The organism is Staphylococcus sp. HMSC13A10 (genome assembly GCF_001808005.1).
GTDB classification, from domain to species: Bacteria; Bacillota; Bacilli; order Staphylococcales; family Staphylococcaceae; genus Staphylococcus; species Staphylococcus pasteuri.
On record NZ_KV791851.1, the window covers coordinates 56,117 to 76,414 of the forward strand.

Here is a 20,298-nt window from a genome sequence, read left to right on the forward strand (position 1 = left end):
TAATTAAAATATTCATCTAATTGGTCTAAAAATGTTTTATAAGATTAATCATAGTATATATATTTATTAAGAACACTACAATTAATTATTAATCGAAGGAGATATTGCATGTTCATAAATGCGAAAGACTTTGGCGCAGAAGGTCATAATAAAGCGAAAGATACAAAAGCAATACAGCGTGCACTTAATAAAGCTAAAAATGGTGAACATACAGTTTATATACCACAAGGGACTTACCATATAGGTAAAGCATTAGTGATATATGATTCAACAACATTACTATTAGATGATGAAACAAAATTATTGAGATGTAGTAAAGACGCGCTTTTGAAAAATGGGAAACCGTATATTTTCTATCGTGGATACACTGGTAATAGTCACATACATATTAAAGGTGGAACATTTGATATGAATGGGAGTCAGTATCCTTATAATAATACTGCGGTGTGTGTTGGTCATGCAGAAGATATACAATTTATTGGTGTTACACTTAAAAATGTTGTTGGAGGTCATGCAATTGATGCGTGTGGTATAAATGGACTACGAATAGCGAATTGTTCATTTGAAGGATTCTTAGATGTTGATGGTGACCGTTTCTTCTCAGAAGCAGTCCAATTAGATATTCAAGTACCAGGTGCTTTTCCAAAATTTGGTACAACTGATGGGACAATTACTAAAAATGCAGTTATAGAAAATTGTTATTTTGGTCCTTCAGATGATGTTAAAATGAAATCTTGGAATAGAGCTATTGGTTCACATGCATCTAGATATAATTGCTTTTACGAAAACATTCACATTCGAAATAATATTTTCGATAGTATTCAAGAATACGCGTTAACTCCATTAAAATCACAAAATACATTTATTTCTAAAAATCAGTTTAAAAATTGTAATGGGGGTATACGCTTTTTAGGAGTAAAGGATGGCAAGAATGCTGCTGATGCATTCACAGGTCAAGATATGGGTGCACAAGCGGGTACAAACTTTAATGTAATAGGTAATGAATTTATAGGGAAAATGAAAAAAGATGCTATTCATATTAGAAGCTATAACAATATAAAACATAATAATGTATTTATTGCTGGTAACACATTTCATGATAAAACACAGAAGATACATCTTGAAGACATTAATCATCTCACTTTAAATCAAGATGATCATTTAGTTACTATCGAAAAAGAGAATGTTGAAAATATTAAATAAAAATAAAAGTGCTATTTTCATTAGAATACTAAAATGAAAATAGCACTATTTACATATAATTATTTCCTAAATGCACCGATTAGTTTTGTTTCAAAATCTAATGTATTTAAGATAGTTATTACTTTTTCAATATCATTAGATAATTGGGCCTCTGCTTGTACAAAAAAATGATATTGACCTAGCTTGGTTTTAAGCGGGCGTGATTCAATCCAAGATAAATTAATATTAAATAAAGCAAAGGTATTTAATATACTAGCTAGTAATCCAGGTTTATCAAACTTCGGAGTAATTAAAAACATAGTAGTATTTGCATTTACATCAAATTGGGCATGGTTTTTAATAATTAAGAAACGTGTCGCATTATGTGGAAAGTCTTGTATATGTGTATCTAATTGTTGAAAACCATAATCTTCACCACTATTGACAGGTGCTATAGCACCTACATGTTTACTAATCATTTCAAATCCTTTTACAGTACTATCTACATAATCGTAATCAAAGTGATGATTCATAATATAATTTGATGTCTGACTTATAGCGGGTGCTATAGAATAGACTTTTTTAATATCTTCAATTTGGCTACCTGATTGTCCATATAACGCAAAATCAATATCTAAAAGGAGTTCACCGTGTGCATAAACGTCTTGTTTAGCTAGTGAATCAGCTACGATATTAATGGTTCCTTCTATAGAATTTTCAATAGGTACTAAACCAATAGTATCGTCATCCTGTGATGCACATTTAATAACCTCATATAAATTAGCTTTTGGTACAAAATCGATATTTTGCAATTTCAATTGTTCAACATATTTTTGAGAAGCCAAATACGAAAATGTACCTTTCGGACCTAAATAATATATCTTCATACCTTCACCTCGAATGATTTAATGGAAAGGGCACTTCGTCTCATTCGATTTTTTATAGAAAAAGTTAGGGTCTCGCATCGTATTATCAAAGCCATGATGATAATTTTTTGTAAGCGTAGGTGAAATCGGTGGTGCAAGCCAAGACCATTTTCCTGTAACTTGTCGTTGATGTTTTTCTTCATTTTTTTCAAACATTTCAAATTGTTTAGAAGCAGTTAAATGATCCACGATTGACACGCCATGTGCTTTAAAAGAATGGTAGACCGCGTAATTGAGTTCCAGTAGTGCTCTGTCCTTATTAAAAGAATTATTTTTAAGTGTATCAAACTCGAACGCTTCTGAAACCTTTTCTAACAAATTGTATCTATAACTATCAGTAAAATTCCTAACCCCAATTTCAGTAACCATATACCAACCATTAAATGGTGCTGTAGGGTAAGTTATTCCACCAATTTGTAAGTCCATATTTGAAATGATAGGGACAGCATACCATTTTAAATTCAATTCTTTTAATTTTGGATAATTTTCATGTTCAATAGGCACTTCTTTAATCAAAGATTTTGGATATTCAAAGTATTTAATTGGACCTTCACCAATTTGATAAATTAGTGGTAAAACGTCGAAATCTCCACCATCACCTTGCCATCCTAAACGTTGTGCAAGTTGAGTGATTTCACGTTCTGATGGATCTCCTTTTTCTTCATAACCTGCATAGCGAATTAACTGATTGTTATAAATTTTGGGCGGATGGTCTGGATGGAAAATAGTGATGTAAGGTTTAATTTTTCCGCCATTAGTACTTTTTTCAATATGATTACATATAGAATCAATAAAATTACTTTCTTCGGTAATATCTCTTGCGTCGTTAACATTAAGTGATTCCCAAAATAATCTGCCAATACATCTGTTCGAATTTCTCCAAGCCATCTTAGCACCATAAATTAACTCATCTGTAGTATGTCTATATGTTCCAGTTTGTTGAATGCTTTCTGTCACTTCATTGATTCGTTTGTCGATATCTTCTTGAGAATAATTGAGTTCTGAATACATTGTTTTAATAAATGTCGTTGCTTTGTCTATTAACATTTGAAACACCTCATAAGTATTATAATCTACAGATAGAAAATGCACATTCAATAAATTCAATTGTCATGAATTTGTCGTAACGTTCAGCATAAAAATACCGTGATAGATAAAAGTTATGTAATGAATTATTAAATTGAAAACATGATTGGGTTATAATCTCAGTTATTACCTAGATAAATTGAATTATGATAAAATAATTATAAAAGAATGGTCGAATGGAGAGATACGAGTGTACCAATTTGAAGACGACAGTTTAATGCTACAAAATGATTTATATCAATTAAATATGGCAGAAAGTTATTGGAATGATGGCATTCACGAGAGAATGGCTGTTTTTGATTTATATTTCAGAAGTATGCCTTTCAATGGTGGATACGCTGTATTCAATGGTCTTAAACGTGTAATTGATTTTATGGATAATTTTGGATTTTCAGATACTGATATTGAATATTTAAAAACTATCGGCTATCAAGATGATTTTTTAAACTATCTTAAAAATTTAAAATTCACAGGACATATTCATTCAATGCAAGAGGGTGAAATATGTTTTGGTAATGAACCTTTGCTAAGAGTTGAAGCACCATTAATTCAAGCACAACTTTTAGAGACAGTATTATTAAATATTATTAATTTCCATACATTGATTGCTACTAAAGCAAGTCGTATTCGTCAAATTGCAAGTGACGATATATTAATGGAATTTGGTACTAGACGTGGCCAAGAACTAGATGCAGCTTTATGGGGGGCTAGAGCAGCATACATAGGTGGTTTTGATTCAACAAGTAACGTAAGAGCAGGAAAACTATTCGGTATTCCTGTTTCAGGAACACATGCGCATGCTTTAGTACAAACTTATGGCGATGAATACATTGCTTTTAAAAAATATGCTGAACGACATAAGGATTGTGTCTTTTTAGTAGATACATTCCATACACTAAAATCTGGTGTACCTACAGCAATCAAAGTAGCTAAAGAATTAGGAGACAAAATTAATTTTATAGGTATTCGATTAGATTCAGGTGACATTGCATACCTTTCAAAAGAAGCGCGTCGTATGTTAGATGAAGCTGGATTTAAAGATGCTAAAATTATTGCTTCTAATGATTTAGACGAAGAAACAATTACAAGTTTAAAAGCTCAAGGCGCAAAAGTAGACTCATGGGGCGTTGGAACTAAATTAATTACCGGATTTGATCAACCTGCTTTAGGTGCAGTGTATAAATTAGTTGCTATAGAAAATAGTGACGGCACATATAGTGATCGTATTAAATTATCTAACAATCCTGAAAAAGTAACTACACCAGGTAAGAAAAATGTTTATAGAATTATAAATAAAAAGACAGGTAAAGCAGAAGGAGATTATATAACGTTACATGGTGAAGACCCTAGAAAAGAAAAACCATTAAAATTATTCCATCCTGTTCACACATTTAAAATGAAATTTATCAAAGATTTTGAAGCCATTGATTTACATCATTCTATTTTTGAAAATGGACAACTCGTATACGAATTGCCAAGCGTACAAGAAGCTCAAAGTTACTTAAATGAAGGACTTAAAACATTTTGGGATGAAAATAAACGTTACTTAAATCCACAAGAATATCCGGTTGATTTAAGTACAGCTTGTTGGGAAAATAAACATAAACGCATCTTTGAAGTAGCAGAACACGTAAAAGAAATGGAGGAAGATCATGAGTAATTTACAAGACATTGTAGTAAAAGAAATGAAAGTAAAACCTCAAATTGATGTTGAAACAGAAGTGCAAGAAATTAAACATTTTATAAAAAAATATGTACAATCACATGATTTTATCAAATCATTAGTATTGGGTATTTCTGGAGGACAAGATTCAACATTAGCAGGTAAACTAGTACAATTAACTGTAAATGAATTACGTGAAGAAGGTAGAGCGTGTCAATTTATAGCAGTTAAACTTCCATATGGTGTTCAATCAGATGCAGACGAAGTTGAAGATGCATTAAAATTTATTAATCCTGATCAAACGATCACAGTTAATATTAAACCCGCTGTAGATATGAGCGTTAAATCATTACAAGAAGCGGGGATCACTTTAACAGATTTCCAAAAAGGAAATGAAAAAGCACGCGAACGAATGAAAGTACAATTTTCTATTGCCTCAAATCAATCTGGAATAGTTGTTGGCACTGATCATTCAGCTGAAAATATTACAGGTTTTTATACGAAATATGGTGATGGGGCAGCTGATATAGCTCCATTATTCGGTCTAGATAAACGACAAGGACGAGCGTTACTAAAATATTTAGATGCACCTGCACATTTATATGAAAAAATTCCAACTGCAGATTTAGAAGAAGATAAACCTCAATTACCTGACGAGGAAGCATTGGGAGTAACATATAATGAGATTGATGATTATTTAGAAGGTAAAGAAGTTTCAAGCCAAGCAAAAGAGAAAATTGAAAATCATTATATTAAAAACGCTCATAAGCGAGAACTCGCATACACTCGTTATACTTGGCCTAAAAACTAAATTGAAAATCGATACATTGAATCGTAAATATACATGAGCATGTTGGTATATGTTTACGGTTCAATTTTGTTAATTCACATAAAATGAAAATAAAACATTGATATTAATTTAATAGAATGAATTTTAACTTTGACGTGACAAAGATTAAAATGACTGTTAAAATAATTTGGATTTCAAGTAAGAAAAGGGGAATATTATGTCAGCGATTGCTCAAAATCCCTGGTTAATGGTGTTTGCAATCTTTGTTATTAATGTATGCTACGTTACATGTTTAACAATGAGAACAATATTAACTTTAAAAGGGTACCGTTATGTAGCTGCGATTGTAAGTTTCGTTGAAGTTTTAATTTACGTCGTAGGTCTAGGATTAGTAATGTCTAGTTTAGATCAAATTCAAAATATTGTAGCTTATGCATTTGGTTTTTCAATAGGAATCATTGTTGGTATGAAAATTGAAGAAAAGCTTGCGCTTGGATATACAGTTGTCAATGCAACATCTTCTGAATACGAGTTAGACTTACCAAATGAACTTCGTAATTTAGGTTATGGTGTTACCCACTATGAAGCATTTGGCCGTGATGGAAGTCGTTTGGTGATGCAAGTATTAACGCCAAGAAAATATGAATTAAAATTAATGGATACTATTAAAAATTTAGATCCTAAAGCATTTATTATTGCTTATGAACCAAGAAATATTCATGGTGGATTCTGGGTTAAAGGAGTGCGTAAGCGTAAACTTAAAGCTTACGAACCAGAAGAATTAGAAAGTGTTGTTGAACATGAAGTTCAAAGTTAATGACAACGAAACCATTGCAGATTGTCTGAAAAGAATGAAAGATGAAGGGTATATGCCAACAAGACGAATTGAGAAACCCATTTATAAAGAAAATAAAGACGGTAGTCTTGAAGTACTAAAACAAGATATTATTTTTATCGGTAAAAAAATAACAGAATAATATTTAAGAAAACCACTCTAATCTAATGATTTGAGTGGTTTTTAATATTGATAATTGTGTTCACTTTGAAGATGAAATAAAATATGATTATAAGTATATTAGAATTACACAAATAAGGTTGATTCTGTTAAAATAAAAAGCGAAAGATAAAAGACGAACTATAAACGGAAATTCGTTTTTAATGTACAGTTTTTAGAAATAAAATTATAAATACACATATGATAGGAGCTTAAACAATGATTGAACGTTATTCTAGAGAAGAAATGTCGTCTATTTGGACAGACCAAAACCGCTATGAAGCATGGCTTGAAGTTGAAATTTTAGCATCAGAAGCATGGAGCGAGTTAGGATATATTCCTAAAGAAGATGTTAAAAAAATACGTCAAAATGCCAAAGTAGATGTTGAACGTGCAAAAGAAATTGAACAAGAAACAAGACATGATGTTGTAGCATTTACTAGACAAGTTTCAGAAACATTAGGCGACGAAAGAAAATGGGTTCATTATGGATTAACTTCTACAGATGTAGTTGATACAGCATTAAGCTATGTCATTAAACAAGCAAACGATATTATTGAAAAAGATTTAGAAAGATTTATTAAAGTTTTAGAAGACAAAGCAAAAAATTATAAATACACTTTAATGATGGGAAGAACACATGGGGTACATGCTGAGCCTACTACATTTGGTGTAAAAATGGCATTATGGTATACAGAAATGCAACGTAATTTAAAACGTTTTAAAGAAGTTAGAGAAGAAATTGAAGTAGGAAAAATGAGTGGTGCTGTTGGTACATTTGCTAATATTCCACCTGAAATTGAAAGCTATGTATGTAAATATTTAGGTTTAGGTGCAGCACCAGTTTCAACACAAACATTACAACGTGATCGCCATGCTTACTATATTGCAACATTGGCACTGATAGCTACTTCTTTAGAAAAATTTGCAGTTGAAATCAGAAACTTACAAAAAACTGAAACTCGTGAAGTAGAAGAAGCATTTGCTAAAGGACAAAAAGGGTCATCAGCAATGCCACATAAACGTAATCCTATCGGTTCTGAAAATATTACTGGTATTTCTCGTGTTATACGTGGTTATATCACTACTGCATATGAGAACGTTCCATTATGGCATGAACGTGATATTTCACATTCATCAGCTGAACGAATCATGTTACCTGATGTAACAATTGCTTTAGACTATGCATTAAATAGATTTACTAACATTGTTGATCGTTTGACTGTGTACGAAGAAAATATGCAAGCGAATATTGATAAAACATTTGGTTTAATTTATTCTCAACGTGTACTACTTTCACTTATAAATAAAGGTATGGTACGTGAAGAAGCTTATGATACAGTTCAACCTAAAGCGATGAAATCTTGGGAAACTAAAACACCATTTAGAGAACTTATTGAACAAGATAGCAAAATCACAGATATATTATCTAAAGAAGACCTAGATGAATGCTTTAACCCTAAACATCATTTAAATCAAGTAGATACTATTTTCAAAAGAGCTGGCTTAGAATAATAAGTGATTAACTTAAAATCCTATACTTTTTATCATAAAACTACTACACTTTAACTTATTAGTAAGTTAAAATGATAAAAGAATATGCATATAGGAGCTGTTACGATGCAAATTGAAAAATTACGCGGGGATGCATTAAATGAATTGTTTGATGCAATTCTTACATTAGAAAATAGAGAAGAATGCTATCAGTTTTTCGATGATTTATGTACAGTGAATGAAATTCAATCACTTTCTCAACGACTTCAAGTAGCTAAAATGATTAAACAAGGATACACATATGCAACTATAGAACAAGAATCTGGCGCATCGACGGCAACAATATCTCGTGTAAAACGTTCTTTACAATGGGGTAATGATGCTTACACAATGATTTTAAATCGATTAAATATCGATACAAAAGAATAATATAAGATGAAACGATCGCAACATTAAAGTTTAACGACGATAATATGTTGACGATCGTTTCCTTTTTTATCAATTCTTAAAAATTTTAGAAATAAGTTGTACATTTTCACGATATCTGTTTAGAACTAAAAAGTTAAAAATGATATAATTTAAGGTATGTTAAAAAAAGGAGTTTCATGTAATGTATAACATTAAACAATGGCGCCATGTATTTAAATTAGACCCCGCAAAGACTATTTCTGACAATGATTTAGATGCAATATGTATGTCTAACACTGATGCTATTATCTTAGGGGGCACAGATAATGTGACAGAAGATAATGTCATTCAATTAATGAGTAGAGTTAGACGTTACCCATTACCACTTGTTTTAGAAGTTTCAAATATAGAGAGTGTTATGCCAGGTTTTGATTTTTATTTTATTCCAACAGTATTGAATAGTAATAATGTCAAATACCATAATGGAATGCTCCTCGAAGCTTTGAAAGAATATGGACATGTCATTGATTTTGATGAGGTAATATTTGAGGGTTATCTTGTAATGAATGAAGATAGCAAAGTTGCACAACGAACAAATGCTAATACTCAATTAGATATAAATGATATAGATGCATATGCGTTAATGGCTAATGAATTATATCGTTTTCCCATTATGTACTTAGAAAATAGTGGAAAATATGGGGAAGTAGACACAGTGAAATCAGTTAAAGATACGCTAACGACAACACAGCTATTTTATGGTGGTGGTATCACTACTTTATCCCAAGCCAAAGAGATGGCTGAGTATGCCGATACTATAGTTGTTGGAGATATTATTTATAAAGATATAAAAAAAGCATTAAAAACAGTTAAGGTAAAGGAGTCTAGTAAATGAATTCATTAGTAAAAAATATGAATACAGAGCAAAGTGAAGCTGTCAGAACTACAGAAGGCCCACTATTAATTATGGCAGGTGCAGGATCTGGTAAAACACGAGTACTAACACATAGAATCGCATATTTATTAGACGAGAAAGATGTATCACCTTATAATATTTTGGCAATTACATTTACTAATAAAGCAGCTAAAGAAATGAAAGCAAGAGTTGAACAATTGGTTGGTGAAGAAGCTCAAGTCATTTGGATGTCTACATTCCACTCAATGTGTGTTCGAATTTTACGTCGTGATGCTGATCGTATAGGTATAGAACGTAATTTCACTATCATTGACCCAACAGACCAAAAATCCGTTATCAAAGATGTATTGAAAAATGAAAATATCGATAGCAAACGTTTTGAACCACGTATGTTTATAGGCGCTATTAGTAATTTGAAAAACGAATTAAAAACACCAGAAGATGCCCAAAATGAAGCAAATGACTATCATTCACAAATGGTAGCTACAGTTTATAAAGGATATCAACGACAATTATCAAGAAATGAAGCATTAGATTTTGATGATTTAATTATGACTACTATTAATTTATTTGAAAGAGTACCTGAAGCTTTAGAGTATTATCAAAATAAATTCCAATATATTCATGTTGATGAGTACCAAGATACCAATAAAGCACAATACACATTAATCAAATTATTAGCCAATAAATTTAAAAATTTATGTGTCGTTGGTGATTCAGACCAATCTATATATGGTTGGCGTGGTGCAGATATTCAAAACATTTTATCATTCGAAGAAGATTATCCTAATGCCAAAACGATTTTCTTAGAACAAAATTATCGTTCAACTAAAACAATTTTAAATGCTGCCAATGAAGTCATTAAAAACAATACAGAAAGAAAACCAAAAGGATTGTGGACTGCTAATACAGGCGGAGACAAAATAACTTATTACGAAGCAACAACAGAACGTGATGAAGCTGAATACGTAGTAAAAGAAATTATGAAACATCAGCGTAATGGAAAGAAATATAGTGATATGGCTATATTATATAGAACGAACGCGCAATCACGTGTATTAGAAGAAACATTTATGAAATCTAATATACCTTATACAATGGTTGGCGGCCAAAAATTCTATGATCGTAAAGAAATTAAAGATTTATTAAGTTACTTAAGAGTTATTGCCAATAGTAATGATGATATTAGTTTACAACGTATTATTAATGTCCCAAAACATGGTGTAGGTCCATCATCAGTTGAAAAAATACAAACCTATGCAGTTCAAAATAATATAAGTATGTTCGATGCTTTAGGTGAAGTTGATTTTATAGGACTATCTAAAAAAGTTACTCAAGAATGTATTTCTTTTTATGAAATGATTCAAAATTTAATTAAAGAGCAAGAATTTCTTGAAATAAGTGAAATAGTGGAAGAAGTTTTAGTTAAGTCAGGTTATAGAGATATGCTTGATAGAGAACAAACTCTAGAATCACGTAGTCGTTTAGAAAACCTAGATGAATTTATGTCAGTTCCTAAAGATTATGAAGAAAATACACCACTTGAAGAACAATCATTAATCAACTTTTTAACAGATTTATCACTTGTTGCTGACATTGATGAAGCGGATACAGAGTCAGGAGTTACATTGATGACAATGCACTCTGCTAAAGGGTTAGAGTTTCCGATTGTATTTATTATGGGAATGGAAGAATCGCTTTTCCCACATATTAGAGCAATTAAAAGTGATGACGACCATGAAATGGAAGAAGAGCGAAGAATTTGTTATGTAGCGATAACACGAGCTGAGGAAACACTATACATTACTAACGCAACAACACGTATGTTGTTTGGACGTTCTCAATCTAATATGCCATCTCGATTTTTAAAAGAAATTCCTGAAGATTTAATGGAAAGTCATTCGGGTAGTAAACGACAAACAATTCAACCTAAGGCGAAACCAACTCAGAAACGCGGCTTTAGTAAGAGAACAACTTCATCTAAAAAACAGGTAACTTCTTCTGACTGGAAAGTAGGAGATAAAGTTACTCATAAAGCATGGGGAGAAGGTATGGTTAGTAACGTTAATGAAAAAAATGGTTCTGTAGAATTAGATATTATATTTAAATCAGAAGGACCAAAGCGATTACTAGCTCAATTTGCACCAATTGAAAAAAAGGAGGACTAGTGGATGAATGATATGCAAAATCGTGTAAATGAATTACATGATTTATTAAATCAATATAGTTACGAGTATTACGTTCAAGATAATCCATCAGTTCCTGATAGTGAATACGATAAATTATTACATGAACTTATTCATATAGAAGAAGAACACCCTGAATATAAAACATCAGATTCACCTACAGTTAGAGTGGGAGGAGAAGCTCAATCTACATTTGAAAAGGTAAATCATGATACACCAATGCTAAGTTTAGGGAATGCTTTTAATGAAGAAGATTTAAGAAAATTTGATCAACGTATACGAGATAATATTGGTAAAGTAGAATATATGTGTGAACTTAAAATTGATGGTTTAGCTGTTTCATTAAAATATCAAAATGGCCGTTTTGTACAAGGTTTAACTCGTGGAGATGGTACAACTGGAGAAGATATTACTGAAAACTTAAGAACGATACATGCTATTCCATTAAAAATTAAAGAACCTTTAAATTTTGAGGTGCGTGGAGAAGCATATATGCCAAGACAATCATTTATGAATTTAAATGAAGAAAAGGAAAACAACGGTGAACAACCTTTTGCTAATCCTCGAAATGCAGCAGCAGGTTCATTAAGACAATTAGATTCTAAATTAGCAGCTAAAAGAAAATTAAGTGTTTTCTTATACAGTATTAATGACTTTACTGATTTTGAAGCTACAACTCAAAGTGGTGCATTAGATGAATTAGATCAATTAGGTTTTAAAACTAATCATGAACGTGAAAGAGTATCTGATATAGAAGGTGTCCTAAAATATATAGAAAAATGGACAGCTCAGCGAGAAGATTTATCTTATGATATAGATGGCATTGTCATTAAAGTGAATGACTTAGAACAACAAGACGAGATGGGATTTACTCAAAAATCTCCACGTTGGGCTATTGCATATAAATTTCCTGCTGAAGAAGTTGTAACTGAACTATTGGACATTGAGTTAAGTATAGGTCGAACGGGCGTTGTAACACCAACCGCGATACTTGAACCAGTGAGAGTAGCGGGAACTACAGTTTCAAGAGCTTCATTACATAATGAAGATTTAATTCATGAAAGAGATATAAGAATTGGCGATAGCGTAGTCATCAAAAAGGCTGGCGATATTATTCCAGAAGTTGTAAAAAGTATTTTAGATCGTCGACCTGATGATGCCAAAACTTATCATATGCCAACACATTGTCCAAGTTGTAATCATGAACTTGTAAGGATAGAAGGGGAAGTAGCTTTAAGATGTATTAATCCTAAATGCCAGGCACAACTCATTGAAGGACTAATTCATTTTGTATCTCGCCAAGCAATGAATATAGACGGATTAGGAACTAAGATTATTCAACAACTTTATGAAAATAATTTAATTAAAGATGTTGCTGATATATTCTATTTAACTGAAGACGATTTATTACCACTGGATCGCATGGGAAGTAAAAAAGTTGAAAATTTACTTGAAGCAATTCATAAAGCAAAATCACAATCTCTAGAACATTTATTATTTGGTTTAGGTATTAGACATCTTGGGGTTAAAGCAAGCAGAGTATTAGCCGAGAAATATGAAACAATGGATCGACTAATTGAAGTAACAGAGGAAGAACTGGTAGGCATCCATGATATAGGCGATAAGTTAGCTCAATCTGTTGTTACCTATTTAGATAATGAAGATATTCGTGCATTAATTCAAAAACTAAAAGATAAAAATGTTAATATGACATACAAAGGTGTCAAAACAACAGAAATTGAAGGGCATCCAGAATTTAGTGGTAAAACGATTGTATTAACAGGTAAATTAGAACAAATGACACGTAATGAAGCATCACAATGGTTACAAATGCAAGGTGCCAAAGTAACTAATAGTGTAACCAAAAGTACAGATTTACTTATTGCTGGTGCTTATGCAGGTTCTAAACTAACTAAAGCTGAAAAATTTGGAACAGAAATTTGGACTGAAGATGAATTTGCGACAAAACAAAAGGAAATCAATAATGAGTGAGGTACGTCGATGAAGAGAACAATAATTTTACTTATCTCGACAATTTTTATTCTAACCGCATGCAGTAATGATAAAGACAAAAAGTCAGATCAAGACACAAATCAATCAAAAGATAGTCATTCATCACAAGTGAAACAAGTAGCTACGGATAAAAATGTTCAAGGCGATGATTATCGTACTATTTTGCCTTTTAAAGAAAGTCAGTCACGTGGCCTTTTACAAGATAATATGGCAAATAGTTATAATAGTGAAGGTTTCGAATCTGGACTATTAGAACTAAGTAAAGAAGTCTTTCCAACAGATAAATACTTATATCAAGATGGACAGTTTTTAGATAAAAAAACGATTAATGCATATTTGGATCCTAAATATACTAAAAAAGAAATAGATAACATGAGTGAGAAGGAAAAGAAAAAGAAAAAAGCTAATGAAAACTTAGGGCTTAATCCTTCTCACCAAGGGGAAACAGATCCAACTAAAATAGCAGAAAAGTCACCAGCATATTTATCCAATATTTTAGAACAAGATTTCTATGGTAATAGCGATTCAAAAGGTAAGAACATTAAAGGTATGACGATTGGTTTAGCAATGAATAGCAAATATTATTACCAAAAGGAAAAAGACGGTGAAACCTATAGTAAAAAATTAGATGACAAAGAAATAGAAAAGCAAGGTAAGGCAATGGCAAGTGAAATGTTATCAAGATTAAGAGAAAACAGTGATTTAAAAGATATTCCAATTCACTTCGCTATATATAAACAAAGTAGTCAGGAATCTATCACACCTGGAGAATTTATAGCAGGTGCGACTGCAGATGATGGTCAAACTAAAATCAATGATTGGAAATCAATCAATGAAAAAACTGCTCTATTACCATCTTCAACAGCGGCTGACTATGATGAATCATTAAATAATAATTTCAAACAATTTAATGATAATTTACAATCTTACTTTTCTAACTTTACTCAAGCAGTAGGTAAAGTAAAATTTGTTGATAAAAAAGCAAAACAATTAACAGTTGACTTACCAATAGATTATTACGGTCAAGCTGAGACAATTGGTATTACTCAATATGTTACAGAACAGGCTAAGAAATATTTTGATAATATAGATGAATATGAAATTAGAATTAAAGATGGTAATAATCCGCGCGCATTGATTAGTAAAAATAAAGACGATAAAGAACCAGAAGTACACATTTACCATAATTAAATTTAACTAAAAATTAGGGTCCGAGATATAAAGTTCTCGGACCCTAATATATTAGTTTCTATTTTTCTTTAACAATTTGTTTCACTTTAGCTAAATCGTTATTTACAAAGTCACCTGGTTTAGCTGTTAATTTACTTACGACATAAGTAACGATGACACTTACTATAAATCCAGGAATGATTTCATACATACCTAATAATTCATTGATAGAAGCTAGAGGTTTAATCCAAGCAATCCAAATAATAACTACCAATGCTCCGCTAATCATTCCACTAATTGCACCAGCTCTAGTTAAATCTTTCCAATATAATGAAAATAATACTAACGGGCTAAATGATGCACCAAAGCCAGCCCATGCATTACCAACTAAATTAAGAATAGTGTCATTTGGGTACCACGCAATGACAATTGCAATAATGGCAACAATTAATACTGATAATCTACCAACCATTACAAACTCTTTTTGATGAGTAGCTGCTTTTTCTTCACCGCGAATAAGTTTATAAAAATCTTCGGTTAAAGAACTTGAAGTAACTAATAATTGTGAAGAAATAGTACTCATAATGGCTGCTAAAATTGCAGCAAGTAAAAATCCGCCAACAAGTGGGTGGAATAAAATTTGACTCATAATAATAAATAACGTTTCTGGATCTTCCATTTTTATATTTCTTTCTGATATAAATGCAATACCTGTTAATCCAACGCCTACTGCTCCTAAAAGTCCGATAGCCATCCAACTAATACCTAGACGTCTTGCTTTAGGTAATAATTTATGTGATTTAATAGACATAAAACGTACGATAATATGAGGTTGTCCAAAATAGCCTAAGCCCCATGAAAATAAGGAAATAATTCCAATTACTGTTGTCCCTTTAAAAATATCCATATTAGTAGGTTTCATTTCAGCAACTCTACTAAAAGTATCTAAACCATTTAACTGCATCATCGCAACAATTGGTACCATAACCATGGCGATTAGCATAATAACACCCTGAAAAAAGTCTGTAATTGATACGGCTAAGTATCCTCCAAAGAAAGTGTAGAAAATTACTATAATAGCTACAAGTATTAATCCATAATGATAATTTAAGCCGAACGCACTTTCAAATAACTTTCCACCTGAAACAAATCCAGAGTGCGTATATAACGTAAAAAATATAACAATAATTAAACCTGAAATAATTTTAATGATATTTTGTTGGTCATTTAATCTGTTTTTAAAGAAATCTGGAAGGGTGATAGCATCTCCCGCTATTTCTGTATAAACTCTTAACCTAGGTGCAACGACCCAATAATTGATATAGGCGCCAAGTGTTAATCCAATTGTTATCCACATCGCAGATAAACCAGTGCTATATACCGACCCCGGTAACCCCATAATCATCCAACCGCTCATATCAGAAGCTCCTGCAGATAATGCAGTGATATAAGGTCCTATACTACGACCGCCCAACATAAACTCGCTTAAATTACCAGTAGCTTGTTTGTAACCATAAAACCCAATAATAAGTAAAATAATGAAGTAAATGGCAATCATAATATAGGTTTGCCAATTTGCATTCACTTGCTGATTAAGTGCTGTCCCCAAATATAGCATTTTAAACACTCCCTTATATAAGTATTTATTTGTGTCACATGTAATATTATACATTATAGTTAAATGTTTAGAAAAGTGAAAAAATAAAATTTTGTTTTTAATCAACTTTAAGTGCTTTATGTAAAGAGGATACTTTAATAAATGTGTGTTGTTTATTGTTTATTAATTATGCATAATAATGTATCCAAAGATATACTTAGTGATATTTTTTCAATAAATATGCTTTTATTTATAAATAAGTAACAAAAACACAATTAACAATCGATGTGGTTCGAGTTTATTTCACTCCAATATTTGAATAAATATCAACCTAAGATATGAAATGAGTTATTTAAATTACTCTCAATCAATAAATGCTTAGATTTTTAAATGAATATTTGATACAATTTAGTGATGAATGAGTAATAAGGAGGCTTTTATTTAATGACTAAAGTAACACGTGAAGAAGTTGAACATATAGCTAATTTAGCCAGACTTCAAATTTCTCCTGAAGAAACGGATGAAATGGCCAATACATTAGAAAGTATTTTAGATTTTGCTAAACAAAATGATAGTGCTGATACAGAAGGTGTAGAACCAACATATCATGTATTAGATTTACAAAATGTATTACGTGAAGATAAAGCTATCGAGGGCATTCCTCAAGAATTAGCATTAAAAAATGCAAAAGAAACTGAAAATGGACAATTTAAAGTTCCAGCCATCATGAATGAGGAGGACGCTTAAGATGAGTATTCGCTATGAGTCTGTTGAGAATTTATTAACTTTAATTAAAAATAAAGAAGTTAAGCCATCACAAATAGTTAGTGATATTTATGATGCAATTGAAGAAACAGATCCAACAATTAAATCTTTCTTAGCTTTAGATAAAGAAAACGCAATGAAAAAAGCACAAGAATTAGATGAATTACAAGAGAAAGACCAAATGGAAGGTAAGTTATTTGGTATCCCAATGGGAATTAAAGATAATATCATCACAAAAGATTTAGAAACTACTTGTGCAAGCAAAATGTTAGAAGGTTTTGTACCAATTTATGAATCTACAGTTATGAACAAATTGCATAATGAAAATGCTGTATTAATTGGTAAATTAAATATGGATGAATTCGCGATGGGTGGTTCAACAGAAACATCTTATTTCAAGAAAACTGTAAATCCATTTGATCACTCAGCTGTACCTGGTGGATCTTCTGGTGGTTCAGCAGCAGCTGTAGCAGCAGGATTAGTGCCATTTAGTTTAGGTTCAGATACTGGTGGTTCTATTCGTCAACCAGCTTCTTATTGCGGAATCGTAGGCATGAAACCAACTTATGGTCGTGTATCACGTTTTGGACTAGTTGCATTCGCATCTTCATTAGACCAAATTGGACCATTAACACGTAATGTTAAAGATAATGCTTTAGTTTTAGAAGCAATTTCTGGATTAGATGCTAATGATTCTACAAGTGCACCAGTTGAAGATGTAGACTTCACTTCTGAAATCGGTAAAGATATTAAAGGATTAAAAGTTGCTTTACCTAAAGAATACTTAGGTGAAGGTGTTAGTGAAGATGTAAAAGAATCAGTTAAAAATGCTGTAGAAACATTAAAATCACTAGGTGCTGAAGTAGAAGAAGTATCATTACCAAATACTAAATATGGTATACCATCATATTATGTAATTGCATCTTCAGAAGCATCAGCTAACTTAGCTCGCTTTGATGGTATTCGTTATGGTTATCATTCAAAAGAAGCACAATCACTTGAAGAATTATACAAAATGTCTAGATCAGAAGGTTTCGGTTATGAAGTGAAACGCCGTATCTTCTTAGGTACATTTGCATTAAGTTCAGGTTATTATGACGCTTATTATAAAAAATCACAAAAAGTTAGAACTTTAATTAAAAATGATTTTGATAAAGTGTTCGAAAATTATGATGTTGTAGTAGGACCAACAGCACCAACAACTGCATTTGATTTAGGTGACGAAATTGACGATCCATTGACAATGTATGCTAATGACTTATTAACAACACCAGTTAACTTAGCAGGTTTACCAGGTATTTCTGTTCCTTGTGGACAATCAAACGGACGCCCAATTGGATTACAATTTATAGGTAAACCGTTCGATGAAAAGACGTTATATCGTGTTGCATACCAATATGAAACACAATTCAACTTACATGACGCTTATGAAAAATTATAAGGAGTGGAAATAATGCATTTTGAAACAGTTATCGGACTTGAAGTTCACGTTGAGCTAAAAACAGACTCAAAAATGTTCTCTCCATCACCAGCGCATTTTGGAGCAGAACCTAACTCAAATACTAATGTAATTGACCTTGCATACCCTGGTGTATTACCTGTTGTAAATAGAAGAGCAGTAGATTGGGCAATGCGTGCGTCAATGGCTTTAAATATGGATATCGCAACTAATTCTAAATTTGACCGTAAAAACTATTTCTACCCAGATAATCCAAAAGCATATCAAATTTCTCAATTTGATGAACCAATTGGTGAAAATGGGTATATTGATATCGAAGTAGACGGAAAAACGAAACGTATTGGTATTACTCGTTTACACATGGAAGAAGATGCTGGTAAATCAACACATAAAGATGGTTACTCATTAGTTGATTTAAACCGTCAAGGTACACCATTAATTGAAATTGTGTCTGAACCAGATATTCGTTCTCCACAAGAGGCATATGCTTATTTAGAAAAATTACGTTCTATCATTCAATATACTGGCGTATCTGACTGTAAAATGGAAGAAGGTTCATTACGTTGTGATGCTAACATTTCTTTACGTCCTTATGGTCAAGAAGAATTCGGTACAAAAGCTGAATTGAAAAACTTAAACTCATTTAACTATGTTCGTAAAGGTTTAGAGTATGAAGAAAAACGTCAAGAAGAAGAATTATTAAATGGTGGAGAAATTGGCCAAGAAACACGTCGTTTTGATGAATCAACTGGTAAAACAATTTTAATGCGTGTAAAAGAAGGATCTGACGATTATCGTTACTTCCCAGAACCAGACATTGTACCTTTATATGTTGATGATGAGTGGAAAGAACGTGTTCGTCAAACTATTCCAGAATTACCTGATGAACGTAAAGCTAAATATGTTAATGATTTAGGATTACCCGAATATGATGCACATGTATTAACACTTACAAAAGAAATGTCTGATTTCTTTGAAGGTGCAATTGAACATGGAGCAGATGTAAAATTAACTTCAAACTGGTTAATGGGTGGCGTAAACGAATACTTGAACAAAAATCAAGTTGATTTACTAGATACTAAATTAACTCCAGAAAACTTAGCAGGTATGATTAAATTAATCGAAGACGGAACAATGAGCAGTAAAATTGCTAAAAAAGTCTTCCCAGAATTAGCTGAAAATGGTGGAGACGCTAAACAAATTATGGAAGATAAAGGCTTAGTTCAAATTTCTGACGAAGCAACTTTATTAAAATTTGTTAATGAAGCATTAGATAATAATCCACAATCAGTAGAAGATTATAAAAATGGTAAGGGTAAAGCAATGGGCTTCTTAGTAGGACAAATTATGAAAGCTTCAAAAGGTCAAGCTAACCCTCAAAAAGTAAATCAATTATTAAAACAAGAATTAGATAAAAGATAATAGGTTTGATTTTTGCTCCTATAACGATTAGTGTAAACTAATTGTTGTAGGAGTTTTTTAGTGTTTCTTTTTGTAGAATGAAGAGTGATGACTTAGTTAATAGATATATATAAGAACGACTGAATTAAAGTTCATTCATACAAAGCCATACTTTTTTGCAAAGCAAAATTAGTATGACTTACCTAATAGTTAAAGCTATTAGGTACATAAAATAACATTTGAATTAA

Annotated in this window: 17 protein-coding genes; 14 read left to right on the top strand and 3 right to left on the bottom strand. The window is 31.6% G+C overall.

Annotation, left to right across the window (positions count from 1 at the left end; genetic code table 11):
• Positions 1-108: 108 nt before the first annotated feature.
• On the top strand, positions 109-1,203 hold the full coding sequence (locus HMPREF3125_RS04150) for a glycosyl hydrolase family 28-related protein (RefSeq protein ID WP_070452137.1): 1,095 nt from the start codon (positions 109-111) through the stop codon (positions 1,201-1,203).
• A 59-nt stretch (positions 1,204-1,262) separates the two neighbouring features.
• On the opposite strand, the gene HMPREF3125_RS04155 is transcribed toward HMPREF3125_RS04150, so the two are convergent.
• Positions 1,263-2,069 carry a prephenate dehydratase gene (locus tag HMPREF3125_RS04155; RefSeq protein WP_046467421.1) on the bottom strand — a complete coding sequence of 269 codons (807 nt, stop codon included), beginning with the start codon at positions 2,067-2,069 and terminating at the stop codon, positions 1,263-1,265.
• A gap of 18 nt (positions 2,070-2,087) precedes the next feature.
• Positions 2,088-3,155: a nitric oxide synthase oxygenase gene (locus tag HMPREF3125_RS04160; protein WP_070452140.1), complete on the bottom strand. Its 1,068-nt coding sequence runs from the start codon at positions 3,153-3,155 to the stop codon at positions 2,088-2,090.
• 229 nt (positions 3,156-3,384) lie between these two features.
• Between HMPREF3125_RS04160 and HMPREF3125_RS04165 the strand changes: the two genes are divergently transcribed.
• The 10 genes from HMPREF3125_RS04165 to HMPREF3125_RS04210 all read left to right on the top strand — a co-directional run bounded on the left by HMPREF3125_RS04165 (position 3,385) and on the right by HMPREF3125_RS04210 (position 14,849).
• The gene (locus tag HMPREF3125_RS04165) at positions 3,385-4,854 is read left to right on the top strand and encodes a nicotinate phosphoribosyltransferase (protein ID WP_017637880.1); all 1,470 of its coding nucleotides are present in this window, start codon (positions 3,385-3,387) and stop codon (positions 4,852-4,854) included.
• The gene (nadE, locus tag HMPREF3125_RS04170; protein ID WP_070452143.1) at positions 4,847-5,668 is read left to right on the top strand and encodes an ammonia-dependent NAD(+) synthetase; all 822 of its coding nucleotides are present in this window, start codon (positions 4,847-4,849) and stop codon (positions 5,666-5,668) included. Before HMPREF3125_RS04165 ends, nadE begins: the two co-directional genes overlap by 8 nt.
• A gap of 196 nt (positions 5,669-5,864) precedes the next feature.
• The gene (locus HMPREF3125_RS04175; protein ID WP_046467424.1) at positions 5,865-6,464 is read left to right on the top strand and encodes a DUF2179 domain-containing protein; all 600 of its coding nucleotides are present in this window, start codon (positions 5,865-5,867) and stop codon (positions 6,462-6,464) included.
• Positions 6,442-6,624, top strand: a complete 183-nt coding sequence (locus HMPREF3125_RS04180; protein WP_029056018.1) for an NETI motif-containing protein — start codon at positions 6,442-6,444, stop codon at positions 6,622-6,624. The genes HMPREF3125_RS04175 and HMPREF3125_RS04180 overlap by 23 nt, the downstream gene beginning before the upstream one ends.
• Positions 6,625-6,860: 236 nt before the next feature.
• Positions 6,861-8,156: an adenylosuccinate lyase gene (gene purB / locus HMPREF3125_RS04185; protein ID WP_070452146.1), complete on the top strand. Its 1,296-nt coding sequence runs from the start codon at positions 6,861-6,863 to the stop codon at positions 8,154-8,156.
• Positions 8,157-8,261: 105 nt separating this feature from the next.
• Positions 8,262-8,564, top strand: a complete 303-nt coding sequence (locus HMPREF3125_RS04190) for a YerC/YecD family TrpR-related protein (RefSeq protein ID WP_017637875.1) — start codon at positions 8,262-8,264, stop codon at positions 8,562-8,564.
• Between the two features lie 181 nt (positions 8,565-8,745).
• A complete protein-coding gene (locus tag HMPREF3125_RS04195) occupies positions 8,746-9,438 on the top strand; it encodes a heptaprenylglyceryl phosphate synthase (RefSeq protein WP_017637874.1) in 693 nt (230 codons plus the stop codon).
• Complete coding sequence (gene pcrA / locus HMPREF3125_RS04200; protein WP_070452149.1) at positions 9,435-11,627, top strand: DNA helicase PcrA; 2,193 nt, start codon at positions 9,435-9,437, stop codon at positions 11,625-11,627. The genes HMPREF3125_RS04195 and pcrA overlap by 4 nt, the downstream gene beginning before the upstream one ends.
• A 3-nt stretch (positions 11,628-11,630) precedes the next feature.
• Positions 11,631-13,637: an NAD-dependent DNA ligase LigA gene (ligA, locus tag HMPREF3125_RS04205; protein ID WP_070452151.1), complete on the top strand. Its 2,007-nt coding sequence runs from the start codon at positions 11,631-11,633 to the stop codon at positions 13,635-13,637.
• Between the two features lie 9 nt (positions 13,638-13,646).
• Entirely contained in the window at positions 13,647-14,849 is a 1,203-nt protein-coding gene (locus HMPREF3125_RS04210) for a CamS family sex pheromone protein (protein WP_017637871.1), read from the top strand.
• 58 nt (positions 14,850-14,907) lie between these two features.
• Here the strand turns inward: HMPREF3125_RS04210 and putP are convergent, their stop codons facing one another.
• Positions 14,908-16,446 (bottom strand): sodium/proline symporter PutP, encoded by a 1,539-nt coding sequence (gene putP, locus HMPREF3125_RS04215; RefSeq protein WP_046467429.1) that lies wholly within the window; start codon positions 16,444-16,446, stop codon positions 14,908-14,910.
• 423 nt (positions 16,447-16,869) lie between these two features.
• Here putP and gatC point away from each other — a divergent pair, with 423 nt between their 5' ends.
• From gatC to gatB, 3 genes are read left to right on the top strand one after another with little or no spacing between them, the layout of a single operon-like run.
• A complete protein-coding gene (gene gatC / locus HMPREF3125_RS04220) occupies positions 16,870-17,172 on the top strand; it encodes an Asp-tRNA(Asn)/Glu-tRNA(Gln) amidotransferase subunit GatC (RefSeq protein WP_002452273.1) in 303 nt (100 codons plus the stop codon).
• 1 nt (position 17,173) lies between these two features.
• Positions 17,174-18,631 (top strand): Asp-tRNA(Asn)/Glu-tRNA(Gln) amidotransferase subunit GatA, encoded by a 1,458-nt coding sequence (gene gatA / locus HMPREF3125_RS04225; RefSeq protein ID WP_070452154.1) that lies wholly within the window; start codon positions 17,174-17,176, stop codon positions 18,629-18,631.
• Positions 18,632-18,643: 12 nt separating this feature from the next.
• Positions 18,644-20,071, top strand: a complete 1,428-nt coding sequence (gene gatB, locus HMPREF3125_RS04230) for an Asp-tRNA(Asn)/Glu-tRNA(Gln) amidotransferase subunit GatB (RefSeq protein WP_017637868.1) — start codon at positions 18,644-18,646, stop codon at positions 20,069-20,071.
• Positions 20,072-20,298 lie beyond the last annotated feature (227 nt).